At 68.9% G+C, this 26173-nt stretch carries 27 protein-coding genes and 1 pseudogene; 16 read left to right on the plus strand and 12 right to left on the minus strand.

The window, feature by feature from the left end; genetic code table 11:
* Nucleotides 1-106: 106 nt before the first annotated feature.
* From LYSCAS_RS08345 to LYSCAS_RS08380, 8 genes are all read right to left on the minus strand, one after another.
* Nucleotides 107-808 (minus strand): hypothetical protein, encoded by a 702-nt coding sequence (locus LYSCAS_RS08345; protein ID WP_213433431.1) that lies wholly within the window; start codon nt 806-808, stop codon nt 107-109.
* An 18-nt stretch (nt 809-826) separates the two neighbouring features.
* The gene (gene accC / locus LYSCAS_RS08350) at nt 827-2194 is read right to left on the minus strand and encodes an acetyl-CoA carboxylase biotin carboxylase subunit (protein ID WP_213433432.1); all 1368 of its coding nucleotides are present in this window, start codon (nt 2192-2194) and stop codon (nt 827-829) included.
* Between the two features lie 10 nt (nt 2195-2204).
* Nucleotides 2205-2678, minus strand: a complete 474-nt coding sequence (accB, locus tag LYSCAS_RS08355) for an acetyl-CoA carboxylase biotin carboxyl carrier protein (protein ID WP_213433434.1) — start codon at nt 2676-2678, stop codon at nt 2205-2207.
* Between the two features lie 58 nt (nt 2679-2736).
* Complete coding sequence (gene aroQ, locus LYSCAS_RS08360; protein WP_213433436.1) at nt 2737-3177, minus strand: type II 3-dehydroquinate dehydratase; 441 nt, start codon at nt 3175-3177, stop codon at nt 2737-2739.
* A 118-nt stretch (nt 3178-3295) separates the two neighbouring features.
* Nucleotides 3296-3892, minus strand: a complete 597-nt coding sequence (locus tag LYSCAS_RS08365; RefSeq protein WP_213433437.1) for a TlpA family protein disulfide reductase — start codon at nt 3890-3892, stop codon at nt 3296-3298.
* On the minus strand, nt 3892-6096 hold the full coding sequence (gene dsbD, locus LYSCAS_RS08370; protein ID WP_213433438.1) for a protein-disulfide reductase DsbD: 2205 nt from the start codon (nt 6094-6096) through the stop codon (nt 3892-3894). The genes LYSCAS_RS08365 and dsbD overlap by 1 nt, the downstream gene beginning before the upstream one ends.
* The gene (gene cutA, locus LYSCAS_RS08375) at nt 6093-6404 is read right to left on the minus strand and encodes a divalent-cation tolerance protein CutA (RefSeq protein ID WP_213433440.1); all 312 of its coding nucleotides are present in this window, start codon (nt 6402-6404) and stop codon (nt 6093-6095) included. The genes dsbD and cutA overlap by 4 nt, the downstream gene beginning before the upstream one ends.
* A gap of 79 nt (nt 6405-6483) precedes the next feature.
* Nucleotides 6484-6912: a helix-turn-helix domain-containing protein gene (locus LYSCAS_RS08380; RefSeq protein WP_213433442.1), complete on the minus strand. Its 429-nt coding sequence runs from the start codon at nt 6910-6912 to the stop codon at nt 6484-6486.
* Nucleotides 6913-7468: 556 nt separating this feature from the next.
* On the opposite strand from LYSCAS_RS08380, the gene groES reads away from it, so the two are divergent.
* On the plus strand, nt 7469-7756 hold the full coding sequence (gene groES, locus LYSCAS_RS08385; RefSeq protein WP_213433443.1) for a co-chaperone GroES: 288 nt from the start codon (nt 7469-7471) through the stop codon (nt 7754-7756).
* Nucleotides 7757-7812: 56 nt separating this feature from the next.
* Entirely contained in the window at nt 7813-9450 is a 1638-nt protein-coding gene (gene groL, locus LYSCAS_RS08390; protein ID WP_213433445.1) for a chaperonin GroEL, read from the plus strand.
* Nucleotides 9451-9585: 135 nt separating this feature from the next.
* On the opposite strand, the gene LYSCAS_RS08395 is transcribed toward groL, so the two are convergent.
* Entirely contained in the window at nt 9586-10683 is a 1098-nt protein-coding gene (locus tag LYSCAS_RS08395) for a TIGR03118 family protein (RefSeq protein WP_213433447.1), read from the minus strand.
* Between the two features lie 216 nt (nt 10684-10899).
* On the opposite strand from LYSCAS_RS08395, the gene LYSCAS_RS08400 reads away from it, so the two are divergent.
* The 4 genes from LYSCAS_RS08400 (at nt 10900) to LYSCAS_RS08415 (ending at nt 14143) form a co-directional block, all read left to right on the plus strand.
* Nucleotides 10900-11484 (plus strand): RNA polymerase sigma factor, encoded by a 585-nt coding sequence (locus LYSCAS_RS08400; RefSeq protein WP_213433449.1) that lies wholly within the window; start codon nt 10900-10902, stop codon nt 11482-11484.
* Nucleotides 11481-12152, plus strand: a complete 672-nt coding sequence (locus tag LYSCAS_RS08405; protein WP_213433451.1) for a zf-HC2 domain-containing protein — start codon at nt 11481-11483, stop codon at nt 12150-12152. The genes LYSCAS_RS08400 and LYSCAS_RS08405 overlap by 4 nt, the downstream gene beginning before the upstream one ends.
* Complete coding sequence (locus LYSCAS_RS08410) at nt 12152-13414, plus strand: S8 family peptidase (RefSeq protein ID WP_213433453.1); 1263 nt, start codon at nt 12152-12154, stop codon at nt 13412-13414. The genes LYSCAS_RS08405 and LYSCAS_RS08410 overlap by 1 nt, the downstream gene beginning before the upstream one ends.
* A gap of 87 nt (nt 13415-13501) precedes the next feature.
* Nucleotides 13502-14143, plus strand: coding sequence for a TorF family putative porin (locus LYSCAS_RS08415; RefSeq protein WP_213433455.1), 642 nt, complete (start codon nt 13502-13504; stop codon nt 14141-14143).
* A gap of 155 nt (nt 14144-14298) precedes the next feature.
* On the opposite strand, the gene LYSCAS_RS16110 is transcribed toward LYSCAS_RS08415, so the two are convergent.
* A complete protein-coding gene (locus tag LYSCAS_RS16110) occupies nt 14299-14535 on the minus strand; it encodes a hypothetical protein (RefSeq protein ID WP_341868559.1) in 237 nt (78 codons plus the stop codon).
* On the opposite strand from LYSCAS_RS16110, the pseudogene LYSCAS_RS16115 reads away from it, so the two are divergent.
* From LYSCAS_RS16115 to glnE, 3 genes and pseudogenes are all read left to right on the plus strand, one after another.
* Nucleotides 14474-14599 (plus strand): annotated as a pseudogene (locus tag LYSCAS_RS16115) (FAD-dependent oxidoreductase); the annotation flags it as partial. The gene LYSCAS_RS16110 and the pseudogene LYSCAS_RS16115 sit on opposite strands and share 62 nt — an antisense overlap.
* A gap of 37 nt (nt 14600-14636) precedes the next feature.
* Entirely contained in the window at nt 14637-15827 is a 1191-nt protein-coding gene (locus tag LYSCAS_RS08420; RefSeq protein ID WP_244858485.1) for a flavin monoamine oxidase family protein, read from the plus strand.
* Between the two features lie 149 nt (nt 15828-15976).
* Nucleotides 15977-18754 (plus strand): bifunctional [glutamate--ammonia ligase]-adenylyl-L-tyrosine phosphorylase/[glutamate--ammonia-ligase] adenylyltransferase, encoded by a 2778-nt coding sequence (gene glnE / locus LYSCAS_RS08425; protein ID WP_213433457.1) that lies wholly within the window; start codon nt 15977-15979, stop codon nt 18752-18754.
* Here the strand turns inward: glnE and LYSCAS_RS08430 are convergent.
* Nucleotides 18751-19734, minus strand: a complete 984-nt coding sequence (locus LYSCAS_RS08430; protein WP_213433459.1) for a mitochondrial fission ELM1 family protein — start codon at nt 19732-19734, stop codon at nt 18751-18753. The two genes, glnE and LYSCAS_RS08430, sit on opposite strands and share 4 nt — an antisense overlap.
* Nucleotides 19735-19826: 92 nt before the next feature.
* Between LYSCAS_RS08430 and LYSCAS_RS08435 the strand changes: the two genes are divergently transcribed.
* From LYSCAS_RS08435 to LYSCAS_RS08465, 7 genes are read left to right on the plus strand one after another with little or no spacing between them, the layout of a single operon-like run.
* Nucleotides 19827-20429, plus strand: a complete 603-nt coding sequence (locus LYSCAS_RS08435) for a malonic semialdehyde reductase (protein WP_213433460.1) — start codon at nt 19827-19829, stop codon at nt 20427-20429.
* Nucleotides 20430-20452: 23 nt separating this feature from the next.
* Nucleotides 20453-21046, plus strand: coding sequence for a YceI family protein (locus tag LYSCAS_RS08440; protein ID WP_213433462.1), 594 nt, complete (start codon nt 20453-20455; stop codon nt 21044-21046).
* The gene (locus LYSCAS_RS08445; protein ID WP_213433464.1) at nt 21043-21753 is read left to right on the plus strand and encodes a pirin family protein; all 711 of its coding nucleotides are present in this window, start codon (nt 21043-21045) and stop codon (nt 21751-21753) included. Before LYSCAS_RS08440 ends, LYSCAS_RS08445 begins: the two co-directional genes overlap by 4 nt.
* A gap of 48 nt (nt 21754-21801) precedes the next feature.
* Nucleotides 21802-22020 (plus strand): zinc-finger domain-containing protein, encoded by a 219-nt coding sequence (locus LYSCAS_RS08450; protein ID WP_213433466.1) that lies wholly within the window; start codon nt 21802-21804, stop codon nt 22018-22020.
* 16 nt (nt 22021-22036) lie between these two features.
* Entirely contained in the window at nt 22037-23155 is a 1119-nt protein-coding gene (locus LYSCAS_RS08455; protein ID WP_213433468.1) for a glycosyltransferase, read from the plus strand.
* Nucleotides 23130-24479, plus strand: coding sequence for an O-antigen ligase family protein (locus tag LYSCAS_RS08460; RefSeq protein WP_213437724.1), 1350 nt, complete (start codon nt 23130-23132; stop codon nt 24477-24479). Before LYSCAS_RS08455 ends, LYSCAS_RS08460 begins: the two co-directional genes overlap by 26 nt.
* Nucleotides 24476-25243: a glycosyltransferase family 2 protein gene (locus LYSCAS_RS08465; RefSeq protein WP_213433470.1), complete on the plus strand. Its 768-nt coding sequence runs from the start codon at nt 24476-24478 to the stop codon at nt 25241-25243. The genes LYSCAS_RS08460 and LYSCAS_RS08465 overlap by 4 nt, the downstream gene beginning before the upstream one ends.
* On the opposite strand, the gene lpxL is transcribed toward LYSCAS_RS08465, so the two are convergent.
* Nucleotides 25231-26157: an LpxL/LpxP family Kdo(2)-lipid IV(A) lauroyl/palmitoleoyl acyltransferase gene (lpxL, locus tag LYSCAS_RS08470; RefSeq protein WP_213433471.1), complete on the minus strand. Its 927-nt coding sequence runs from the start codon at nt 26155-26157 to the stop codon at nt 25231-25233. The genes LYSCAS_RS08465 and lpxL overlap by 13 nt on opposite strands.
* Between the last annotated feature and the right edge of the window lie 16 nt (nt 26158-26173).

The following is a 26173-nucleotide window of genomic DNA, read 5'->3' on the forward strand; positions in this document are numbered from 1 at the left end:
AAATCAGCGGGAACGAAAACACCCGCAGATCGGCGGGTGCAGTCCAAGGAACGCGGGCTCCGCGGGCAACCGGCCACGTCGCGCGGGCGCCGGTGTCGGACTTCGTTCAGGCTTCGGTGCGTTCCTGCGCCTGGCGCGCGAGGATCCAGTCCCTGCGGCGCCGCAGCACGCGCACGCCCTGGTGGAGGTAGTTGAGGTTGAAGAGCACTGTGAGCCCGATCAGCACCAGGTGCCAGCGCTGGCCCAGCATCGCGCCGGGATAGTGGCGCACCAGCCACCACGACACGCCCTGGAACGCGACCGCCAGCGGCATCAGCACGAAGATGTTCTCGCGCTGGTCGCGCACGATGTCGGCGTGCAGCAAGCGCTCTTCGTCGGTGGTGAAGTCGCCCGCCTGGCGTTGCACCACGCGCAGGTCCCACGCGTACAGGCCCCACACCGCCAGCGCGTAGCACGCGTTGAGCGCGAACCACGCCTGCGGATCGGCGACTTCGGTCAGCGCCGCGGCTTCGATCAGCGTGGCGCCGAAATACCCGAACGTGTGCCCGAACTCGAGCGGCCACCCGATGAAGCTCAACGTATGGATGAGCGAGCGCGACCAGAAGATCAGGATCACCAGCAGCCCGGTGAAGATGTAGGGCCAGGTTTCCCATTGCAGCTTGAGCATCGGCTGCACGGCCGCGGTGGCCAGCATCGCCAGGGCGAGGCCCTGGATGATGGAGATCAGTGTGAGCTCGATGCCGACGACGGTCTTGTCGAGCTCGGTTTTCGCTTCGCGGCGGAGGCGTGTGGCGGTGGGTTCCGACATTGACGCCTCCGCTGCGGATTACACGATCGAGAGCGACTTCTCTTTGCGTTCGGCGAGCCGCTTTTCCAGGTAGTGGATGTTCTGCCCACCCTGCTGGAACCCGCCGTCGGCGAGGATCCGCTGCTGCAACGGGATGTTCGTCTTGATGCCGTCCACGACCATTTCGCTCAGCGCCACGCGCATGCGCGCGATCGCGGTCGCGCGATCGGGGCCGTGCACGATCAACTTGCCGATCATCGAGTCGTAGTTGGCGGGGACGCGATAGCTCTCGTAGATGTGGCTGTCCACGCGCACGCCCGGGCCGCCCGGTGCATGGAAATGCTGGATCAGGCCGGGGCAGGGCATGAACGTGTCCGGGTCTTCCGCGTTGATGCGGCACTCGATCGCATGGCCTTCCAGCACGATGTCGCTCTGCTTGAGCGACAGCTTGTGGCCGGCGGCGATCATCAACTGCTCGCGCACCAGGTCGATGCCGGTGACCATCTCGGTGACCGGATGCTCCACCTGGATGCGGGTGTTCATTTCGATGAAATAGAACCGCCCGTTTTCGTACAGGAACTCGAACGTGCCCGCGCCGCGATAGCCGATGCGGATGCACGCTTCGACGCACACCTTGCCGATCTCCGCGCGCTGCTCCGGCGTGATGCCCGGGGCCGGCGCTTCTTCCACGACCTTCTGGTGGCGGCGCTGCATGGAGCAATCGCGCTCGCCGAGGTGGATCGCGTTGCCCTGGCCGTCGGCCAGCACCTGGATCTCCACGTGGCGCGGGTTCTCCAGGAATTTCTCCATGTAGACCATGTCGTTGGAGAACGCGGCCTTCGCCTCGGTCTTCGTGGTCTGGATGGCGTTATGCAGGTGCGCTTCGGTGTGCACCACGCGCATGCCGCGACCGCCGCCGCCACCGGCGGCCTTCACGATCACCGGATAGCCGATCTCGCGCGCGATCTTGACGTTGGTGGCCGCGTCGTCGCCGAGCGGTCCACCGCTGCCGGGCACGCACGGCACGCCGGCGGCCTTCATCGCGCGGATCGCTTCGACCTTGTCGCCCATCAGGCGGATCGTGTCGGCCTTCGGGCCGATGAAGATGAAGCCGGATTGCTCCACGCGTTCGGCGAAGTCCGCGTTCTCGCTGAGGAAGCCGTAGCCCGGGTGGATCGCCTGCGCGTCGGTGACTTCGGCCGCGGCGATGATCGAGGCCATGTTCAAGTAACTGTCGGTGGACGGCGCGGGGCCGATGCACACCGATTCGTCGGCCATGGCGACGTGCTTGAGGTTGCGGTCGACGGTGGAATGCACCGCGACCGTGCGGATGCCGAGCGCGTGGCACGCGCGCAGGATGCGCAGCGCGATTTCCCCGCGATTGGCGATGACGACTTTATCGAGCATCTGCGCCGCCTCAGCCGATCACGAACAAGGGTTCGTCGAATTCGATCGGCTGGCCGCTCTCGCACAGCACCTTGAGCACGGTGCCGGACACGTCGGCTTCGATCGGATTGAACATCTTCATCGCCTCGATGATGCCCAGCGTCTCGCCGGCCTTCACCGCCTGGCCGACGCTGACGAACGCCGGCTTGTCCGGCGAGGGCGAGGCATAGAACGTCCCGACCATCGGTGCGCGGACGATGTGGCCTTCCGGCAGGTCGGACATCGGCTTGGGCTGGCCGCCGCTGGCGGCGTCGGTCGGGCCCGCCATGGGCATGACCGGCGACGGGCGTTGTTCGACCTGCATCGGGGCCATCTGCTGGACCTGCATCGCGCCGCGCGGCACGCGGGCCAGGCGAACGGATTCCTCGCCTTCCTTGATTTCGATCTCGGCGAGGTTCGACTCTTCCAGCAGATCGATCAGCTTCTTGATTTTGCGCAGGTCCATGGCGGGCCTCTGGTCGGAGCCTCCGGCAACGGAGGCGGTGGGAACGGAATGGGTGGGATCAGGCGCCGAGGCGCTGGAGGGCGGCGTCGAGCGCGAGCGAATAGCTCGCGGCGCCGAAGCCCGCGACCACGCCGACGGCGAGGTCGCTGAAATAACTGGTGCGGCGGAACGGTTCCCGCGCATGCGGGTTGGACAGGTGCACTTCGATGAAGGGCAACGCGACCGCGGCCAGCGCATCGCGCAGCGCGACCGAGGTGTGGGTGAAGCCCGCGGGGTTCACCAGGAGGAAGTCGGTGCCATCGGTGCGCGCGGCCTGCACGCGGTCGATCAGCGCGGCTTCGGCGTTGGATTGCAGGGAGGTCAGGTCGTGGCCGGCCTCGCGGGCGCGGCGCCCGAGTTCGGCGTCGATCTCGGCGAGGGTCGTGCGGCCATAGACCTCCGGCTCGCGCGTACCGAGCAGGTTGAGGTTCGGGCCATGCAGGACCAGCAGCTTCGCCATCGCGCGCGTCGGGGGACCTAAGGACGCGCAGTCTGGCCCAAGCGCTCCGGGGTGTCCAGACGATCACATCACGATCGCGGAAGTTCTCGGGACTTATGCAGAGGTTGGAGTTGCGCCTCTAATCCCTTGCCCAGCCTGCGATTTCCCCGTGTTCGAACGGGCCGATGCGTTGTTTCAGCAGCCGCCCGTCGGCGGAGACCAGGATCGAATAGGGCAGCACGCCCTTCGGATTGCCCAGGCGGACGCCCGCATCGGCCGGGCCGGGGGTTTCGATCAGGATTGGATAGTCCACGCCCGTTTTCGCCACGAAGGCGCGCACGGCCTCGACGTCATCCAGAGCGATGCCGACGACTTGCACGCCGTTGGCACCCTGTTCGGTGGCGAAGGCCTGCAGCGCGGGCATCTCGGTGACGCAGGGCCCGCACCAGCTGGCCCAGAGGTTGATGAGGACGGGGCGGCCGGCGTACTTCTCGGGAAGTTCGATGCGCTGGCCCGCCAGGTCCGGCAACGTGATCGCCGGGAGTTTCTCCCCGCGGCGCGCCACCGCTACGCCGGCCGGCACCGGGGGCGCGCTGGCGTCCATCGCTTCGCCCAGCACGCGCTGGCCCAGTTCGGTCCGCAGCAGCGGGCCGGGGCCCGTCGTCAGCAGGGCCGCAACGACCCCGAGCGCACCAGCCACCAACGCAACCAGCACCACTTTCGTGCCCGATCCCATCACTCCGCTCCGCGATGCGCGCGTTGCACGAACTTTGCCGCGTCTTCGAAGCCCGTCAGGCGCAGGCCGCGACGTTCCTGCCCGTCCTTGAAGAACAGCGACATCGGCGGGCCGATGATCCCGAAGCGCTGCATCAGCGCCTGGTCGGTCGCGTCGTTGGCGGTGACGTCGGCCTGCAGCAACACGTAATCGGACAGCGCGGCATGCACGTCCGGCCGGGTGAAGACGTACTTCTCCATCTCCTTGCAGCTCACGCACCAGTCCGCATAGAAGTCGAGCATCACCGGCTTGTTCGCGCTGCGCGCGGCGGCGATCTCGCGATCCAGGTCCTCGACCGACTTGATGCGCTTGAACGCGATCGCTTCCGACCGCGCGCCCGTGACGCCGGCAAGGGGTTGCAGCGGATCGTGTCCGCCGGCGAATGCACCAAGCAATTCCGCCGCACCGACGACGCCGAGCACGAGCGCCGCGAAGCGCGCCGCCAGCCGTGCACGCGATGTCGTGCCCTGCGAAAACACCCACGCCGCCGCCCCGAGCGCCAGCAATCCCCACAACGCGAGCGTCGCCGCCCCCGGCAACACGCGCGACAGCATCCAGATCGCAAGCCCGAGGAACACGAAACCGAACACGCGTTGCACCGCGATCATCCACGGCCCGCTCGTCGGCATCCCGCGGCCCGCGGCCATGCCGAACGCGATCAACGGCGCGCCCATGCCCAGCGCCAGCAGGAACAATGCCGCGCCACCGAGCACCGGATCGCGCGCCTGCGCGATGTAGAGCACTGCGCCCATCAACGGCGGCGCGACGCACGGCCCGACGATCAGCGCCGACAACGCGCCCATCGCCGCCACCCCCACCCACGAGCCACCGCGCTGGCGATCGCTCACCGCGCCCAGGCGCGCGCGCAATCCCGCGGGCAATTGCAGTTCGTACAAACCGAACATCGACAACGACAGGATCACGAACAAGGCCGCGAAGGCGCCGAGCACCCACGCGTTCTGCATCCACGCCTGCAGGTTGGCCGCCGCGCCGAGCAATCCCGCGAGCACGCCGGCAATCGTGAACACCACCGCGCTCGCAAGTACGTACACCAGCGACAGCGAGAACGCGCGCGTCGCACCGATGCGTTCGCCGCGGCCGGCGATGAGGCCCGACAGGATCGGCACCATCGGCAACACGCAGGGCGTGAACGCGAGGCCGAGCCCGTAGGCGAAGAACAGCAGCAACGTCCACGCGCGCTGCTTGCCGCCCAGGTCGCGCGCGAGGCGCTGGTCGGCGGCGAGGTTGTCGGCAGGCGTTGCAGCGGTCGCACCCGACACGGTGCCAGCGGGCAGCGACACCTGGATCGAACGCGTCATCACCGGATAGCAGATGCCTCCGGTCTGGCAGCCCTGGAACGACACGCGCAACGTGCCGTCCACGGCATTCACGTGCGTGCGCTGCACGGCCACCGGCACTTCCACCTGGTCGAAGTACACGACCACGTCGCCGAAATGTTCGTCGCGATGCTGCGTGCCCTGCGGCCAGCGCGGCGCGCCGAGCGACAGGCCCTGGCCATCGAGCTTCAGCGTGGTCTTGTCGCGATAGAGGTAATACCCGCGCGCCGGCGTGAAGCGCAGCAGCAGCGCGTTGCCGCCGTCGGCGATCGCTTCCACCTTGAACGCCTGCTCGGGCGGAAGCGGTGCGGCATCGACCTGCGCGCCGCCCGCATCGCCGAACAACGCGGAGGAGGCCGGCGCGCGCGCGCCGAGCAACGGTTCGACCGACGCCGAAGGCAATGCGACCTTGATCGTGCGCACCTGCGGTGGATAGCAGATGCCCGCGTCCGCGCAGCCCTGGTACTTCACCTTCAGCTCGACGCCTTGCGCCTCCGGCGCGATCGTGCCGCCATACGTCGCGATCAGCGCATCGCGGTAGATCTCCACGTCGCCGAAGAACTCGTCGTGCTTCGGATGCCCCTTCGGCATCGCGAGCGTTCCGCCATCGATGCCCTGCACGCCGATGCGCTGGCGATACAGGTAATAGCCGGGCGCAATCTTCCACGTCAGCTCGATGCGGTCGCGCGCGGGCGCGTCCACCGACAGCGCGAAGGCCTGGTCGACGGGCAGCAGGTCCTTTTCATCGATCGCCCGCGCATCGCGCGCCACGCCCGACAACGCCAGGGCGCACAACGCGAGCAATGCGTTTCGAAGGTATTGCGTCATTGCACTTCCCCGGCGATCCACTGGAGGTAGGCCGGCAGGCCGGCGGCTTCGACCGCGATCAGCTCGGGCAGTTCGTAGGGATGCAGCGCCACTAGCCGGGCCTGCAGGTCCGGCAATCGTTCGCGCGTGGTCTTGACCAGCAGCAGCACTTCATCGGCGCGCTCGACCCGGCCTTGCCAGCGATATGTCGAACGCAACCCCGGCAACACGTTGACGCAGGCGGCCAGGCGTTCGCCCACCAGCGCATCGGCGATGCGTTGCGCGGTGTCGGCATCGGGGCAGGTGCTGAGGCAGAGCAGGGCGGTCACGGGGCGGCCACGGATGGGGGCCGCATAGGGTAACCGCGCGGGCACGGCGGCCCGCGGGACGCAGCGGTCTGCGCAGTCGTCAGTCCAGCGTTTCGTAATACGCGTCGCTGGTCATCAGCGAACGCGTACGCGGGCGGCCGGTGCGCTGGCTCGCCAGTTCTTCCATCAGCTCGACCAGGGCGAGGCGCGCGCGCACTGGCGCTTCGCGGAAGGCCATGAGTAATCGCTGCTCGAGCGAATCGTCGACCAGCAGCGCGTCCACCGCCGACACCGAATCCAGCACCGTGTCCCGCGATGGCGCCATCTGCCCGCGTCCGGTGGCGAGCCATTCGAACTGCACGCCGGTCACCATCGCGATTTCGCGCAGGTGCTTGACGCTCGGGTTCTTGCCTTGCGGCGCTTCCCAATGGCTCACCGCGCTGCGTTGCACGCCCACGGCCTGCGCAAGCTGCGTCTGGGACATGGCGGCATGGCGGCGAGCCAGGCGGATGCGTTGTTGGGACGTCATTGGGTGGGTCGACAACTCTGTGCGATGTAACGGTGGAAGGAAGTTTCAGCGGCTGTGAAGGCGTTATCGGCACGTTAAACCCGGGAACAGTCGTGGGGATAGCGAAGAAGCCAACAATAGTCACCCCGTGAATGATAATGGCCGCATCCTGTCTACTTTTGGTAGCGGGCACGGTCACCACCGGGGCGGGCGCGAGGCGGGGCGCGGCTCTGGCTACCATCCGACAGCGCTTTTTGCCTGCCACCAGTCTTCACAACCTGCGACGGCGTCCGCAAGCTGCGCCCTCGTCGAACGGAATTTCGGCAGCAAGGGACTGGGAGCGGGGGAGCGGCGAAGGAACGCCAGCCACGGATCGGCACCCGTCACTCCGGGGGCGCGCACGGCATCGTGTGCGCCCTTTCTTTTTGCCTCTTGAAAGCACCAGGGGCTTTCCCCAACTCCCTCCCCGTCCCGGCGCGCCGGGCCTTTTCGTGTCGCGGTTTTGGCAGTCGGGTCCCCGGACTGCTAAGCTTCGCGCCCTTTCCCCAATCGACTCAACGACTTGCGAGGGTTGTCAATGAACATCAAGCCGCTCTACGACCGCGTTGTCATCAAGCGCATGGAAGAAGAAAAAATCTCCGCCGGCGGCATCGTCATCCCCGACTCCGCCACCGAAAAGCCGATCAAGGGCGAAGTCGTCGCCGTCGGCGACGGCAAGGTCCTCGACAACGGCTCCGTCCGCGCGCCGAAGGTCAAGGCCGGCGACAAGGTCCTGTTCGGCAAGTACAGCGGCACGGAAGTGAAGCTGGATGGCACCGAGTACCTGGTCGTGAAGGAAGACGACATCCTCGCCGTCCTCGGCTGAGCGTCGTTTCCGCACAACAAGCAATCACAAGAATTCTTCTACTGAGGTAATCCGCAATGGCTGCCAAGGAAATTCGTTTCGGTGAGGACGCGCGCGCCAAGATGGTGCGCGGCGTCAACGTGCTCGCCAATGCCGTCAAGGCCACCCTGGGCCCGAAGGGCCGCAACGTCGTGCTCGAGAAGAGCTACGGCGCCCCCACGATCACCAAGGACGGCGTGTCCGTCGCCAAGGAGATCGAGCTCGCCGACAAGTTCGAGAACATGGGCGCGCAGATGGTGAAGGAAGTCGCGTCCAAGACCTCCGACAACGCCGGTGACGGCACCACCACCGCCACCGTGCTCGCGCAGGCGCTGATCCGCGAAGGCATGAAGGCGGTCGCCGCCGGCATGAACCCCATGGACCTCAAGCGCGGCATCGACAAGGCCGTCGTGGCCGCCGTCGCCGAGCTGAAGAACATCAGCAAGCCCACGGCCGACGACAAGGCGATCGCGCAGGTCGGCACGATCTCCGCCAACTCCGACGAGTCGATCGGCAACATCATCGCCGACGCGATGAAGAAGGTCGGCAAGGAAGGCGTGATCACGGTTGAAGAAGGCTCGGGCCTGGAGAACGAGCTCGACGTCGTCGAAGGCATGCAGTTCGACCGCGGCTACCTCTCGCCGTACTTCATCAACAACCAGCAGTCGATGTCGGCCGAGCTGGATGATCCCTTCATCCTGCTGCACGACAAGAAGATCTCGAACGTCCGCGACCTGCTGCCCGTCCTCGAAGGCGTGGCCAAGGCCGGCAAGCCGTTGCTGATCGTCGCCGAGGAAGTCGAAGGCGAAGCGCTGGCCACCCTGGTGGTCAACACGATCCGCGGCATCGTCAAGGTCTGCGCCGTCAAGGCGCCGGGCTTCGGCGACCGTCGCAAGGCGATGCTGGAAGACATGGCCACCCTGACCGGCGGCACCGTGATCTCCGAAGAAGTCGGCCTCTCGCTCGAGAAGGCGACCATCAAGGACCTCGGCCGCGCGAAGAAGATCCAGGTCACCAAGGAAAACACCACGATCATCGACGGCGCCGGCGAGACCTCCGCCATCGAAAGCCGCATCAAGCAGATCAAGGCGCAGATCGAAGAGACCTCTTCGGACTACGACCGCGAGAAGCTGCAGGAGCGCGTCGCCAAGCTGGCCGGCGGCGTTGCGGTGATCAAGGTCGGTGCCTCGACCGAAATCGAAATGAAGGAAAAGAAGGCCCGCGTCGAAGACGCCCTGCACGCCACGCGCGCGGCGGTGGAAGAAGGCGTGGTCCCGGGCGGCGGCGTTGCGCTGATCCGTGCGCTGGCTTCGGTCGGCAAGATCACCGGTGCCAACGAAGACCAGAACCACGGCATCCAGATCGCCCTGCGCGCGATGGAATCGCCGCTGCGCGAGATCGTCACCAACGCCGGCGAAGAGCCGTCGGTCGTGCTCAACAAGGTCAAGGAAGGCTCGGGTAACTTCGGTTACAACGCGCAGACCGGCGAGTACGGCGACATGGTCGCGATGGGCATCCTGGACCCGACCAAGGTCACGCGCACCGCGCTGCAGAACGCCGCGTCGATCGCCGGCCTGATGATCACGACCGAAGCGATGGTCGCCGAGCTGCCGAAGAAGGACGAACCGGCGATGCCGGGCGGCGGCATGGGCGGCATGGGCGGCATGGATTTCTAAGAGCGCAAAGCGCATCCAGATCCAGGCAGTCCAGGTAACGCAGAAAGGCCCGCGCAAGCGGGCCTTTCTCGTTGTCCCCCTTCCCGCCCCGCGGGGAGGGCAGGGGAGGGGACGCTCCGATCGCCGTAACCTCACTCAAGGCGCATGCGTAAAGTCGATGCGCCCATACAACCCGTGCTCCTCGTCGTTCGGCCCCGACGCAAAGAACAACGTATCCACCGGCTGGTCGCTCAGCCCGTTGCCGAACTGCATGCCCCACAACCCGTCGACGTAGATCGACGAACCGTCGCGATGCCGCAGGTTGCCCAGCAACGTGCCCGACGACGCCCCGTACGCATTGATCTTCCCGTCGCCGAAATTCCCGACGAGCAGCGCGTTGTGGAACGTCCCGAACGCCGCCGGCGCGAGCGCGAGGCCCCACGGCGCATTGAGCGCACCGCGCGTGGCGATGCGTCGCGCGAACTTCCCGTTCGGCTTGAACACGCTCACGAAGCCGCACCCGGCGCAGCGCACTTCGTCGGACATCGTCGCGTCCTGCTTGGCATAGGTGACGTAGATGTCGCCGTTGATCGCCTGGATGCCGAACGGCGCATAGCCCTTCGGGATGCCCGGATCCTTGAACGCGCCGGTGGCCAGCGTCACCGGTTTGAAGTTGCTGTCGAACACATCCACGCGCGCGTGGAAGAAGTCGGTGGCGTAGATCAACTGCGTCAGGCCGTCGCCGCTCAACGCCAGGCCCTTGTAGTTCGTGCCGTCGGCCGAGTGGTTGATCATGCGGATCGCATGCGTGACATCCACCGCGGGCGACCAGGCGGCGATCACGCCCTGTTCGGTGGCGAACAGGAAGCGCGCGGGCCCGCTCAATGCCCCCTGCGTCACCACGAACGCATTCGAACCGTTGAACACGATGCCGGTGGGATTGCCGCCGGTCGTCATCGTGGGCGAAGGAATCGCGACGACGAGCGACTGCACGACCCCGTCGCCGTCGTACAGCGTGGACACCATCCCGTCGGCGGCGGACACCCACACGAAGCCGAACGGATTGAACGCAACCCCCCACCCGTTCACCAGGTTGGGATCGACGTGCGCGGCGGGGATGGTGCCGTCGGACACGAGGTTGCGGACCTTGTAGTAACCATCCACGGCCAGCGCGGAAGGCGCGGCCGCTGCAAGCACCAGGGCGAGGCCGACGGCGCATGCGGCGCGCCGGCGATGTCGGAAGAGCAGGGACATGGCAGGACTCCTGCGGAAGTGGGGGATTGGGAATGGCTGCGGCGCCGGGGCGTGGCCCGTGTTTCGCCGCGCGCATGCATCCCGTCGCGGCGCCGCTTGGTTCAACCCAACGACACCCTCACGCCCGCGCAACGCGCCGGGGCCTGCAATCGCCGCCGTCGATTGAACCGACCGACCCGCGCGCAGGCATGCACTGCGCATCCCGGAGGTCTGCCCATGCCGCGTCCCGTGCCCGAAGGCGAAACCCACCGCATCGCGATGGACGATGTCGACCTGCTCGGCCTCGTGGCGATGGAGGACATGCACGCGTTCGAAGCGCTCTATCGCGCCTACGCGCCGCGCCTGCGCCGCTTCCTGCGCGGCGTGCTGCGCCAGCACGCGCTGGTGGACGAAGTGCTCGACGACACGATGCTGGTCGCATGGCGCAAGGCGCACACGTTCGACGCGAGTTCGCAGGTGTCGACGTGGCTGTTCGCGATCGCGTACCGCCAGGCGATGAAGGCCGTGCGGCGCAGCGACATGCCGCTGCCCGATCCGCGCGACGAACCACGCGCGCCGAGCGACACCGAACCCGACGGCACGATGCAACGCCACCAGTTGCGCGCGCGCCTGGACGCGACGATCGCGCAACTCACGCCGGAACATCGCGCGGTGATCGAGCTGACCTACTTCCACGGGCATGGCTGCAAGGAGATCGCCGAGATCGTCGGGTGCCCCGTGGCCACGGTGAAGACGCGCATGTTCTACGCGCGCCGCCGCATGAAGACCTTGCTCGGCGATGCCGGGGCGGAGGCACTGTGAACGGTCGCGTGCTCTCCTTCGAAGGGCGCGGGCATCGCGCCATCGCCTTGCTGCTGCCGTGGTACGCCAACGGCACGTTGTCGCAGGACGAACACCTGCGCGTGCAAGCGCACCTCGCCGAATGCGCCGCATGCCGGCAGGACGTGGAGGCGATGCGCACGCTGATCGACGACGGTCCGGCGCACGTCGAGGCCCCCGATGTCGATCGCGACTGGCAGCGCCTGCGCGGTCGCCTGCATGCCACGCAACGCGCGCCGGTCTTGCGCGCTCGCTGGCCGCGCCTGCGCACGGCCTGGCGCGGGACCTTGCCGTGGACGCGCATCGCGTTGGGCGCGCAGGCGGCGATGCTAGTCCTGCTGGGCGTGTTCGCGTTCCGGCGGGAAACCGCGCCGGACGCGCCGTTCGCCTATCGCACGCTGTCCGCGCCCACGGTGGCGGCGAACAAGGCCGACCGCGTGCTGGTCGTCTTCGATTCGCGCCTGACGGAAGCGCAGTTGCGCGCATTGCTGGCGCAGGTGCACGGCCGCATCGTCGACGGCCCGAACGAAGCCGGCGCTTTCCTCATCGCGACCGACCCCGGCCAGTCGCAGAGCGTGCGTGATGCGTTGCGTGCTTCGCCCGGCGTGGAAATCGCCGAGCTGCTGGCGCCGGCGGAGACACGCGAGTGATGCGCGCGCTTGCCGCCTTGCTGCTCGGTCTCGCGTTCGCGCTGTGCAGCGTCGCGCGTGCGGGTCCACCCGACGTGGAAGCGCGGCAACTCCTCGTGATGCTGCGCGCGCCCGCCGTCCACGATCGTCCGGACACCGCGTACGCAGGCGATTACCGGAACGCGCCGGGCCACGCCGCGCGCGCCCGCATCGCGCAACGCCTCGCCACCGCGCATGGCCTCACGATGCGTACCGACTGGCCGATGCCGGCGCTCGGTCTGGATTGCTTCGTGCTCGAAGCGCCGGATGCCGCGTCCGTGGCCGCGGCCGTCGCGGCACTCGCGCAGGACCCGCGGGTGGAATCGGTGCAGGCGATGCAACGCTTCGAAGTGCTGGGTGCGAAGGCGCCCGGTGATCCACTCTCGCCCGCGCAACCGGTGATCGCCCAATGGCGCCTGCAGGAACTGCATGCGTTCACGACGGGCAAGGGCGTGTCGGTTGCCGTGATCGATACGGGCGTCGCTTCGACGCATCCCGATCTGAAGGGCCAGGTCGTCGTGTCCCGGGATTTCATCAACGACAAGCCCACGAACACCATCGCGGAAGCGCACGGCACCGAAGTCGCCGGCCTCATCGCCGCCCGCGCCGACAATCGCCTCGGCATCGCAGGCGTGGCACCCGGCGCGCGCCTGTATGCGTTGCGCGCCTGTCGCGAAGACGGACCGCGGGGCGTGGCGCACTGCAGCAGCTTCACGCTCGCCAAGGCGTTGCAGTTCTCGATCGAGCAGCGCGTGCGCGTCCTCAACCTCAGCCTGTCGGGGCCGCCCGACGTGTTGCTCGCGCGCCTGATCGACGTGGCGCTGCGCAACGGCGCCAACGTGGTCGCGGCGGTGGATGCGCGCGCGGCCGACGGCGGGTTTCCTGCTTCCCATCGGGATGTGCTGGCGGTCGCTGGCGATGCGCGACAGGAGGTCGCCTTCGCCGCCGTCGTGGCCCCGGCCACCGCGCTGCCGACGACGACGGCGGACGGCGGCTGGGGCCTCGTCGACGGCGCATCGTTCGCCGCGGCCCAGGTCAGCGGCCTGGTGGCGCTGCTGCGCCAGCGTGCGCCCCGCGCCGGCAGCGCCTTCCTGCGTGACGCGGTCGCACCGCCGGCTGCGCTAGGCTCCGGGCCGGCGCGTCCCCACCCGGTCGACGCCTGTGCCGCCGTCGCGCGCGCGCAACGCGCCTGCGCCTGCGGTTGCGGGTCCCGTGCGATCGCGGAGGAGTCGTCGCGCCACTGAGAGCGCGCGGTGCGACATGGCACCACTGCAACTCCACGCCCGGTTGGCGCGCGCTGCGCTGCGCTGGGGATCTGCGCGTGCCTGTTCGTGTTCGTCGCGCCTGCCTGGGCGCAGGTGTCGGGCAGCGTCGGCGTGGTGTCGGACTATCGCTATCGCGGGTACTCGCTCAGCGACGACAGGCCGGCGGTGCAGGGCGACATCGAGTGGAACGCGAACGGCGGCTTCTACGCAGGCCTGTTCGCGTCCACCGTGCGCCCGGCATACCAGTCCAGCGGCGCGTTGTGGATCCCGTATGCAGGCTTCGCGAAGCGTGACGGGCACGGGCGCAGCTGGGATGTCGGCATCCGCTGGTCGCATTTCGATTCGGCGTCGGCGTACGACTATCCGGAAGTGCACGTGGGCGTGGCGTTCCGCCGCGTGACGATCCGCGCGCACTACGCGCAGGACTACTTCGGCGATGCACCGGGCGTGTACGTCGAAGTCGATGGCGGCGTGCCGTTCGCCGAACGCTGGCAGTTGCTGCTGCACGCGGGCGCGGCGCACGACGTGGAGACCGGTGGCGCAGGCACGCGTTTCGACGTGCGCGCCGGTGTGTCGCTGGCCACGCGCGTGTGCGATGTCTCGCTGTCCTGGCAGGGCACGCGCGGGGAAACCGAGTATCCGTACTACCCGCCGTGGGATCCCTACGATCGCGGCGGCTGGGTGCTGGGCTGCGTGCACCGCTGGTGAACTGTCCCGCGCGGGGCGCGTCTTGCGTTGCCTTGGGCATCGACGCCGCGCACGCGAAGGATCCGCATGGGACGCACCCCGTTGTTCACGCTGCTGCAGCGCGCCGCCCGCATCGCGCGCGCCACGGCCCGCAGCGATGCACCCTTCGACGCGTTCTACGATCGCGGCCGCGCCATGCGCGTGGATCCCGCACGACGCCGCTTGTTGCAGGGCGCGGCGGCGGGGCTCGCGTTGACGGCCTGCGCCCCCGCGACGCAGCTCGCGCGCGATTCGGGTTCGCCCGTCGTGATCGTGGGCGCGGGCATCGCGGGGCTCACCGCGGCGTGGCGCCTGCGCCAGGCGGGCGTGCCGGTGCGCGTGTACGAAGCGCAGTCGCGCGTCGGCGGACGCATGTTCAGCCTGCGCGATCATTTCGGGCCGGGACAGGTGATCGAGCTCGGCGGCGAACTGATCGACAGCGGGCACGTGCGCATCCGCGCGCTGGCCAAGGAAAATGGGGCTCGAGCTCGACGACCTGTTGGCGCACGACACCGACATCGACACCTGGTGGTTCGACGGCCGCCGCATCAGCGAACGCGAGATCGTTGCGGCCTTCGTCCCCGTTGCGGCGGCGATCGTGCGCGATGTCGCGTCGCTCGGCGACGGCGCGCTCGACTACACCGATGCCAACCCCGCGTTCCGGGCGCTCGATGCGATGAACATCGCACAGTGGCTCGATCGGGAACACGTGTCCGGCTGGCTGCGCAAGCTGATCGCGGTGGCCTACACCACCGAAATGGGGCTGGAGATCGACCGGCAGTCCGCGTTGAACCTGCTCACCTTCATCGGCACCGACGATCCCGATGTGTTCCGCGTGTTCGGCGCCAGCGACGAACGCTTCCACGTGCGCGGCGGCAACGACCGAATCCCGCACGCCGTTGCGGACAGACTCGACGACGCGATCGAACCCGGTGCGGTGCTCGAAGCGATCCGCGCGCGCGGCGACGATCTCGTGCTGACGTTCCGCCGCAACGGCGCGACGCAGGACGTGCACGCCGCGCAGGCGATCCTCGCATTGCCGTTCACGCTGCTGCGCAAGGTCGCCATCGACGTGCCGATGCCTGCGCACAAGCGCAACGCCATCGACCGCCTGCCGTACGGCACCAACGCGAAGCTGATGATCGGGTACGACCGCCGCGTGTGGCGCGCGCAGGGGGCCAACGGTGCGTCGATGAGCGACCTGTCCTACCAGACGACGTGGGACACCACGCGCGAACAACCCGGCGCGCAGGGCGTGCTGACCAACTTCACCGGCGGTGCGCACGGCGTGGCGCTCGGGCAGGGCACGCCGCGCATGCAGGCCGATGCGGCGACCGCGGACCTGGATCGCGTGTTCCCCGGCCTGGCCGCGGCCCGCACCCAACCGCGCGAAGCACGCTTCCACTGGCCCAGCCATCCGTGGACCCTCGGCAGCTATGCGTGCTTCGGGCCGGGCGACTGGTCGGCCCTGCGCGGCGCGGTCGGGGAGTCCGTTGGTCGGCTATTTTTTGCCGGTGAGCACTGCGCACTGGAGACGCAAGGCTTCATGGAGGGCGGTTGCGAGTCGGGCGAGCTCGCCGCGGAGGCCGTGCAACGGGCACGCGGAATGCGTGTTGGCGCGGGGATTTATCGCATTCACGAACGACGATTCGGCACCCTTGAATGAGCCTTTCTGTACTGCCCGGTATCGTTTTGCAGTGCAGCGTGCAAACCCAATAACGATTCCTTCACGATCGCCCCGCATCCCGACGTGGGGGAGGGAGCAGGCCCGCAACCGGTTCGTCCGGGGCGGGCTTTTTATTTGCCGATGCCATCATGGGCGCGATGACGGACCCCACCGACACCCACGTCGCACGCCAGCTCGATCGCCTGCGCGCGATCGCCTCCGACGATTGGACCCCTGCGCTCGCGGAGCGCCTGGCCGCATTGGCCCTGGCGAGCGACTTCGCGATCGACACGCTCGTGCGCCTGCCGGCGCTGCTCGACTCGTTCGCGCGCGATGACGCGTTCGGAACGCCGCCCGAGCTCGGGCCGGATGCGCGGACCGACTGGCAATCCCGCCTGCGCCGCTATCGCACCGCCGAATCCGCGCGCCTGGTCTGGCGCGACGTGTCGGGCCTGGACGACGTGGACGCCACGCTCGCCGGCAGCACGCAACTCGCCGACCGCTGCCTGCGCCTCGGCCTGTCGGCGCTCGAAGGCGAATTCGCCCAACGCTACGGCCAGGTGCGCGCGGCAGATGGCAGCGTGCAGCGCCTGGTGGTGTTCGGCCTCGGCAAGCTGGGCGGTGGCGAACTGAATTTCTCGTCCGACGTCGACCTCGTCTACGCGTATCCGCAGGAAGGCGACAGCGACGGCGCGCGTTCGCTCGCGGCCGAGGATTACTTCGCGCGCCTGGGGCAGCAACTGGCGAAGCTGCTCGACGAAGCGACGGCGGAGGGCTTCTCGCATCGCGTCGACCTGCGCCTGCGTCCGTTCGGCAACGCGGGCCGCGTGGCCTTGCCGTTCGCCGCGATGGAGTCGTACTTCCAGCGCGAAGGACGCGACTGGGAACGCTATGCGTGGCAGAAGGCGCGGCCCGTTGCGGGCGATGCAGATGCGGGACTGCGCTTCCTCGATGCGTTGCGGCCGTTCGTCTATCGGCGATATCTCGATTACGGCGCGCTGGATGGCTTGCGCGAAATGAAGGCTGCGATCGCCGCGGAAGTCGCGCGCAAGGAACTGGCCGACGACATCAAGCGCGGTCCCGGTGGCATTCGCGAAATCGAATTCCTCGTCCAGGCGCTGCAGTTGATCCGCGGCGGTCGCGAACCGACGTTGCGCGAACGACGCTTGCTGCCAGCGCTTGCGGCGTTGGTGGAAGCGGGCCACGTCGCACCCGCCGCTGGCGAGGCGCTCGCGGAGGCGTATCGCTTCCTGCGTCGATTGGAAAACCGCCTGCAGATGTTGCGCGATGCGCAGACGCACGCGCTGCCGGAAAGCCAGGTCGATCGCGCCCGCATCGCACGTGGCCTCGGGTACGACGATTGGGACGCCTTGCGCGCCGCGCTTGATGTGCAGCGGACGCGGGTTTCGACCGAGTTCGAAGCGTTGCTCGCGCCACGCGGCCGTTCCGCGGCGCCGAGCGACCTCGCGACGTACTGGCGCGCGTTGCCCGATGCAGGTGAAGCGCAGGCCTTGTCCGATGCCGGCTTCGGCGACATCGAAACGCTGGACGGCAGCCTGCGCGACTTCGCGCGCGCGCCCGGCGTGCGCACGTTGTCCGACGCCACGCGGGCGCGCCTGGATCGCGTGCTGCCTGCGTTGCTCACCTCGGCGGCGCGTTCCTCGCAACCGGATGCCGCGCTGCGCCGCTTGCTGCCGCTGTTGCATACGTTGCTGCGGCGCGCGAGCTACCTCGCGCTCCTCGACGAACAACCGGCGGCCCTCGCGCGCCTGGTCGACGTCGTGGCCGGCAGTGCCTTGCTCGCCGAACGCATCGCCGCGCATCCGCTCCTGCTCGACGAATTGCTGGACCGCCGCAGCGCCGGCGCGTTGCCCGATCGTGCTTCGCTGATCGAAGCGTGCGACGAAACCCTGCACGACGACGACGCGGAAGCCGCGTTGATGGCGCTCAACGAAGTGCGCCAGGCGCTGAGCTTCCGCATCGCGCTGGCGACGCTGGATGCGCGCCAGACCGCGTACGAAAGCGCGCGCCAGCTGGCCTGGCTCGCCGACGGCGTGATCGATGCAGTCCTCGTGCTCGCGCAGCGGGAAGTCGAACGTCCGCATGGCCGCGTGCCCGGAGCGCGCTTCGCCGTGCTCGGTTACGGCAGCCTCGGCGGCGAGGAGCTTGGCTTCGGGTCCGACCTCGACCTCGTGTTCCTGTACGACGCCGCACCCGACGCACAATCCGACGGCGCGCGTCCGCTGGATGCCACGCGCTGGTTCGCACGCCTCGCGCAGAAGATCGTTGCGCTGCTGGGCACCGTCACCGGCGCCGGCCGTCTGTACGACGTGGATGTGCGCCTGCGTCCCGATGGGGCGAAGGGCTTGCTGGTCTCGAGCCTCGCCAGCTTCTCCGACTACCAGCGCGAACGCGCGTGGACGTGGGAGCACCAGGCGCTGGTGCGCGCACGGGGGGTCGCGGGCGAGCCTTCGTTGCTCAAGGATTTCGAACGCGTGCGTGCCGAAACGCTGGGCCGTGCACGCGACCCGGACACGCTGCGCACCGACGTCGTGCAGATGCGCCAGCGCATGCGCGCAGAACTGGATCGCGGCGACGCGGCGCGCTTCGACCTCAAGCAGGGCGAAGGCGGGCTGGTGGACCTGGAGTTCCTGCTGCAATGGTGCGTGCTCGCGCGTTCGGCGACGCAGCCGCAATGGCTCGGTCCGCGCGACACGCCCGGCCTGCTGCGCCTGGCCTGCGCGGACGACGTGCTCGATCGCGCCGCATGCGACGCCCTCGGCGCGGCACACGTCACGTTGCTGGAGGCCGGCTTGCGCTGCACGCTCGATCGTCGTCCGCGCATCACCGCCGAAACCGATGCGATCGCGCAGGCGCGCGCCGCGATCCGCGCGGCCACGCACGCGGCGGGCCTCGCGTTCGACTAGCGCAACTGGAGGCGGGCGAGGACTTCGGCCGCGACGCGACCGGTTTCGCGCAGCGGTTCGATGGCGTCGTCGGGCAGGTCGTATTCCGCCAGGGTGCGCACGCGCCCGCGTGCCTGCAAGGCCGCATGGAACTGCTGCAGGCGTCCGCGCACGCGTTCGCCCCCGAGCACGTACACCGGCACGCGGGTGGCGCACGCTTCGCTCAGCATGTTGACCGAATCGGCCGTGCACACGATGCGGTCGGCCCAGGCGAGCAGGCCGGCGTACGGATTCTCGCTGTCGTCGAGGCTCGCGTGCGCGGGCGCGAACCAGCGCAGGCCGGGGATGTCGCGCGATTGCGCACGCAACGCATCGCACCACGCGGGCGGCGTGCGGCGCGACGTGGTGGCGAGCAACGTGCCGCCGTCGCGCCGGATCACGTCGGCGAGGCGATGCAGGTCGCGTGCGAGCACCGGGCCGTCGTAGCCCGGCACATAGTCGCTTTCGCCACCGACCAGCAACGCGACGCGCGGTTGCGCGAGCGGCGAGAGGATCGAGAACGCGGCATGCGCGTCGGCGAGCCACGCATCGTCGACGGGATTGAGGCTGCCGACGAGCGTGACGATGTTGTCGCCCTGCAAGGCATCGTGTTCGGGTGCGACCACGACATCCCAGTGCGTGGTGGGCATGCGCGGGTCGAGGATCTGCACGACGCGCGATCCGCGCGCGCGCAATTGCCGGGTGGCCAGCGCCGCTTGCCGGCCGCAGCCGATCGCCAGCGCCGGCGGCGACGCGAGGGCGTGCGCGAAGTCGCGGCCGTACGCCATCGCGCTGCCCGGCGCCATGCGCGGGGCGATCCAGCGCCACGGCCGGTGCGGGACCAGCGCCAGGTGCGGTGCATCGTCGAAGCCCATGGCCGCCGCGAGCGCCCGCGCCTGCCGCACGTTGCCGGCGCGGTTGTCGGTGATCAGCAGGCACGTTTCGGTGGCGGGGCGTTCCATCCGTGCGGAGGTCCGTTGCGGCTGCGGTCTCGGCCGCTTGACGCGCGACACTCTACACTGCGCGCCTTCGCCCGGATTGCAACCGCAGCCCCATGACAGATTCGTTCAAGCCCACGCTGCCCGACGCATCGCTGGACCAGCTCTTCCGCCAGGCTCGCACCTACAACCGGTTCACCGGTGAGGTCGACGACGCCACGCTGCACGCCCTCTACGACTTGCTGAAGTGGGGCCCCACCACGTCCAACAGCTGCCCCGCGCGTTTCGTGTTCGTGCGCTCGGCCGAAGCGAAGGCCAAGCTCGGCCCTGCGCTGGACGAAGGCAACTACAAGAAAACGATGGCCGCGCCGTGCACGGCGATCGTCGCGTACGACATGGCGTTCTACGAAAAGGTGCCGGTGCTGTTCCCGCACACGGATGCGCGCGGCTGGTTCGATACCAAGCCCGAGCCCGACCTGCGCACGATCGGCCTGCGCAACGGCAGCCTGCAGGGCGCGTACCTGCTGCTTGCCGCGCGTGCGCTCGGCCTGGATTGCGGGCCGATGTCGGGCTTCGACAACGCGAAGGTCGATGCCGCGTTCTTCCCGGGCACGTCCTGGCGTTCCAACTTCCTCGTCAACCTGGGCAAGGGCGACCCCGCGTCGATCTTCCCGCGTTCGCCGCGGCTGGGCTTCGACGAAGCCTGCCGCATCGATTGATCCCCACCACAGGACTGAACCGCATGATGATCCGCACGCGCATTGCCCTTGCCTCGCTGCTGCTGGTGGCCGGTTTCGCACAGGCCAAGCAAGCCACGTACAAGCTCGATCCCAACCACACGATGGTCGTGGCCTCGTGGGATCACTTCGGCTACTCGCATCCCGTGGCCAACTTCCTCAACGTGGACGGCACGCTGGTGTACGACGCCGACAACGTGGCCAACTCCAGCGTCACCGTGACGCTGCCGCTGTCGGGCCTGGACGCGATGGTGCCCAAGCTCACCGCGCACCTGCAGAGCCCGGATTTCTTCGACATGGCGAAGTACCCGACCGCCACGTTCAAGAGCACCAAGGTGGAATCGCTGGGCGGCAACAAGCTCAAGGTCACCGGTGACCTGACCATCCGCGACAAGACCAACCCGGTCGTGCTCGAAGTCACGCTCAACAAGGCCGGCGAGAGCCGCGGCCAGCCGAAGATCGGCTTCGATGCGACGGGCACGATCCAGCGCAGCGCGTTCGGCGTGGACGCCATGCTGCCGAACATCGCCGATGCCGTGCAGCTGCGCATCACCACCGAAGCGTCGGTGCCGAAGCCCGAGGGCGCGGAGGCCAAGTGATCGTCCAACGTGCTTCGAGTGCGCGCGGTGACGTGTCCGCCGGTTGGCTGAAGAGCCAGCACACGTTTTCGTTCGGGCACTACTACGACCCCGAATGGATGGGCTTCGGCCCGCTGCGCGTGATCAACGAGGATCGCGTGGCGCCGCGCGGCGGCTTCCCGCCGCATCGCCACGCGAACATGGAAATCCTCAGCTACGTGTTGTCCGGTGCGCTCGCGCACCGCGACGACACCGGCAGCGAGGGCGTGCTGCGCCCGGGCGAGCTGCAGTGGATGAGCGCGGGGCACGGCATCGAACACAGCGAGTTCAATGCGTCCGAATCCGAGCCGGTGCATTTCCTGCAGATCTGGATCCAGCCGGACCGGCTCAACGCCGCGCCGGGCTATGAACAGCGCGCGTTCGACCCGGAAGCCCGGCGCGGACGCTGGGCCACGCTGGCCTCGCCCGATGGCGCGGACGGCAGCCTGGCGATCCGGCAGCAGGCGTTCCTGCGCGGGGTGCGGCTGGGCGATGGCGAATCGGTGGACCTCGTGCTCGATCCCGCGCGCCGCTACTGGCTGCACGTGGCGCAGGGCGGCGCGGTGCTCGATGGCCGCGCGCTGTCGGCCGGCGATGCGCTGGGCCTGGTGGACGAGGGCGGCACGCGATCGTTGTCGGGCCGCGGTGCGGAAATCGCCGACGTCCTGCTCTTCGACCTGCCGGCCTGACGGCGGCTGCTAAACTCGCGGCCCGCGCATCGCCGAACCCCCGTGCCCATGGCCCCGCAGTCGCCCAGCAATCCCCAGCCCACCGCCACCGCGCCCGCCAACGCGCAGCAACGCTACGACGTGCGCCGGGCCGATCTGCCGCTCAGCTGCCCGCTGCCGTCGATGGCGCTGTGGAATTCGCATCCGCGCGTGTACCTGCCGATCGAAGCCGACGGGAGCGAATGCCAGTGCCCCTACTGCGGTTCGCACTTCGTGCTGATCGACTGACCAGCCGCACGCGACCGTGACGCGGCCGCTCACCATCGTCCAAGTGCTTCCCGCCCTCGAATCGGGCGGGGTCGAACGTTCCACCCTCGAGATCGCCGACGCCCTCGTGCGCGCGGGCCATCGCGCGCTGGTCGTGTCGGCGGGCGGACGGCTCGTGCCGCGGCTGGAAGCGCTCGGCGCCGAACACATCACGCTCGACATCGGGCGCAAGTCGCTCTTCACGTTGCAGCACGTGCCGCCGTTGCGTCGCCTGTTCGAACGCCGCGGTGCCGACATCGTGCACGCGCGTTCGCGGATGCCGGCGTGGATCGCGTGGCGCGCGCTGCAAGGCATGCGAGCCGCGCGACCGCGTTTCGTCACGACGATGCACGGGCTCAATTCGCCGTCGCCTTACAGCGCGATCATGGCGCGCGGCGAACGCGTGATCTGCGTGTCGGAGACGGTGCGCGCGTACTTGCTTGCGCACTATCCGAAGACCGATCCGGCGCGCCTGCGCGTGATCCCGCGCGGCATCGATCCGCAGGCCTTCCCGCGCATGCCTGCGCCCGATCGCGAAGCACGCGCGCGCGCCGCCGCGCTGCATCCCGCGCTCGGGGGTGAAGGTCCGTTGCTCCTGTTGCCCGGGCGCGGCACGCGGTTGAAAGGCCACGTCGACGCCCTCGACCTGCTGCATGCGCTGCGCCGCGACGGCGTGGATGCGCGCCTGTGGTTGCCGGGCAGTCGCGAACATGGACGCGATCGTTACCTGTCCGAACTGCAAGCGCACGCCACCGTGCTCGGCATCGACGCGGCCGTCGCGTTCGCGCCGCCCACCGATGCGATCGCCGATGCCTACGCGGCGAGCGACCTCGTGCTGCAGGTCTCGCGCAAGCCCGAAGCCTTCGGCCGCACGGTGCTCGAAGCGCTCAGCGTCGGCCGGCCCGTCGTCGGCTGGGACCACGGCGGCGTCGGCGAACTGTTGCGCGCCTGGCAACCCGCGGGCGCGGTGCCCCCGTTCGACGGCGACGCCCTGGTGCGGGCCGCGCGCGAAACATTGGCGCATCCGCCGACGCCTCCGGTTACGATGCCGCACACCTTGCGCGCCATGCAGGATCAGACGCTTGCGGTCTATGCAGAACTCGTCGACCACCGCTGACACACACGCCCCCGGCCCGCCGGCCGGCTGGCGCTGGGCGCCCGCCTGGGTGCTCGCCTTCGTCGCGTTGTGGCCCGCGCCCGGCTATGCCGAAGGCGTGATGTCGCTCGGTGCGATCGCGGCGATCGTGGTCCTGCTGGCCTCGCGTTTCCGCGGCGGCGCCGCGTTGCTCTCCGGTCCGGCGTGGGCGCTCACGAGCGTGTTGTTCTTCGCCTACTGGTTGCCCGAGGCGTTCTCGTCGATCGATGCGGTGGATCGCGCCCTCGCGTTGCGTGAATCCGCGTTCGACCTGCGCTACCTGCCGTTCCTGTGGCTCGTCGCCTCGGCGGTGGCGGATGCGCGCGGACGCCGCATCACGTTCGGCGGGCTCGCCATCATCGTCGCCATCTGGACGATCGACGCCGTGCTGCAGGCCGTCTCTGGCACGAGTCCGCTGTTCTTCGGCATCGACACCATCAAGCACGCGATCAGCGGGCACGGCATGTGCACCGATGCGGAAGCGCTGGCGGTGGATCGCCTGAGCGGCATCCTCGGGCCGTGCAACCTCAAGTTCGGACAGATGCTGGCGAGCATGTCGCCCTTCGCGCTGTATGCGGCCGCGCGTCGCTGGGGCGTGCCGGGGTGGTGCGTCGCCTCGGCGGTGGTCGGCGCGATCGTGTTGCTCGGTGGTGCGCGCGCGGCGTGGATTTCGTATGCGCTGGTGCTGCTGTGGTCGGGTTGGCGCCTGTTGGGTTGGAAGCGACTGCTCGCGGTGTTCGCGTTCGGCGCGATCGCGCTCGCGGCGCTCGGCTTGTTCGTGCCGCAGGTGGAAACGCGCTTGCAGCGCACGACGCAGCTGCTGGCCGCCGATGCGGGCGGCGTGGACAACGCCTTGTCCGGCCGCGGCCGCATCTGGTCCGCGGCGATGTGCATGTATCGCACGCACCCCATCAACGGCGTGGGGGCGCGCGGCTTCCGCGATGCGTTCAACGGCTGCGATGCAGAGGCGGGCAAGCTCGCGGCCTGGGGTGAAGGACCGGCATTGCACGCGCACCACTGGGTACTGGAAGTCGCCAGCGAAACCGGCACGATCGGCCTGGTGTTGTGGCTGGCCGGCATCGCGCTGGGATGGCGCGCGTGGCGCTATGCGAGCGAAACGGCGCGCGATCGCGCACGGCCGGCGATGCTCGCGCTCGTCGTCACGTTGTTCCCGTTCAACACGCACCTGGCGTTCTATTCGACGTTCTGGGGCGGGCTGGCGCTGATGCTGGCCGCGCTGTACGCGGGCAGCCTGCTGTCGCGCGACCCCGAACCCGCGGCGGCCCCCGCGGCTGCGGCTGCATGAGCACGCGGGCGCCGATCAGCGGCGTCGTCACCACGTTCGACAACGCGGCGACGCTGGAAGCGTGCCTGGCGAGCCTGGCGTTCTGCGACGAACGCGTGGTGCTCGATTCCGGCTCCACCGATGCGACGCGCGACATCGCCGAACGCTACGGCGCGCGCGTCTCCGTGCGCCCGTTCGAAGGCTATGGCCCGCAGAAACAACACGCGATCGACCTGGCCACGCACGATTGGGTGTTGCTGCTCGACGCGGACGAATCGCTGACCGACGCAGGCCGCGCGATGATCGAACGCACGCTGCAGGCGCCGCGCGCGGACGGCTATCGCCTGCCGCGCCAGGAATGGTTGTTCTGGCGCTGGTCGCACGCCGGCGCGCGGGCGAACTGGCAGTTGCGCCTGTTCCGCAAGTCGCGCGCGCGCATGAATACCGTGCCGGTGCACGCCGCGCCGACGCTCGACACGGGCGCGCCGCAGGACCTGGACGCCCCGTTCCGCCATTACGGCGAACCGCACCTGGCCGATCGCGTCGAGAAGGTGAACCGCTATTCCAGCGGCATGGTGGTGAACAAGCGCCGCAAGCCGATCCGCGGACTCGGGTTGCGCATCGTGCTGCAGCCCTACGTCGCCTTCCTCAAGCTGTACATCGGCAAGCGGTATTTCCTCAACGGCTGGGCGGGCTTCTTCGCCGCGCGCACGCATGCGTTCTACACCTTCCTCAAGTACGCGAAGGTGCTGGAAGCGCAACGCGAACGCGATCAATCGCCGTAGGGCGAAGTGCCATCCGGCTGCCGCTTGAAGCGGCGATGGATCCACAGGTACTGGTCGGGCGCGACGCGCGCCATTGCTTCGATCGCCGCCATCACCGCGGCGGTATCCGCGACCGCGTCCTTCGACGGAATGCTTTCCAGTCCCGGCACGAGCCGCAACGTGTAACCGCCATCGGCGCGTCGCGCGTGCTGGAACGCCACGACCAACGCCCCCGACAGGCGCGCGAGCTGGTGCGTCGACGACAGGCTGTTCGCAGGCCGGCCGAAGAAGGGCACGTATACGCTTTCGCCGCGGCTCGGGTCCTGGTCCGGCGCGTACCACAGCACGCCGCCCTGCTTGAGGTGTTTCACCGCAGGGCGCAATTCCTGCTTGGTGAACATCGCGGCGGCGTAGCGCAGGCGGCCGCGCTTGACGGCCCATTCCATCGCCGGCTCGGCGTGTGGGCGATACATGCCGGCGAGCGGCACGTGGTCGCACATCAGGCGGCCGCAGATTTCCAGCGTGGTGAAGTGGCCCGACACGACGATGATGCCGCGGCCGCTCGCACGCGCGGCCGCGATCAGGTCGAGGCCTTCGACGACCAGGCCGTGGCGCATCGGATCCACCGAGCCCCACCACGCGCGCGCGAATTCGAACAGGCCGATGCCGAGCGCGGCGAAGTGTTCGCGCAACAGCGCTTCGCGCGCGGCGGCGTCGAGTTCGGGGAAACATAGTTCAAGGTTCCGCGCAGCGATGCGGCGGCGCGCGGGCATCGCGACGCGGAGCAAGGCACCGAGGCCGCGGCCGAGCGCGCGCTGCAACGACCAGGGCAGGCGCGCGAGCGCGGCCATCGCACCGATGCCCAGCCACGTCGGCCAATGGCGCGAGCCCAGGGGCGGGCGATCGTGGTCCGTCGGGGCAGGCGCGGGCGTCATCGTCGCGATTCTACGG

The sequence above is a fragment of the Noviluteimonas caseinilytica genome (genome assembly GCF_018406605.1).
Lineage (GTDB): Bacteria > Pseudomonadota > Gammaproteobacteria > Xanthomonadales > Xanthomonadaceae > Noviluteimonas > Noviluteimonas caseinilytica.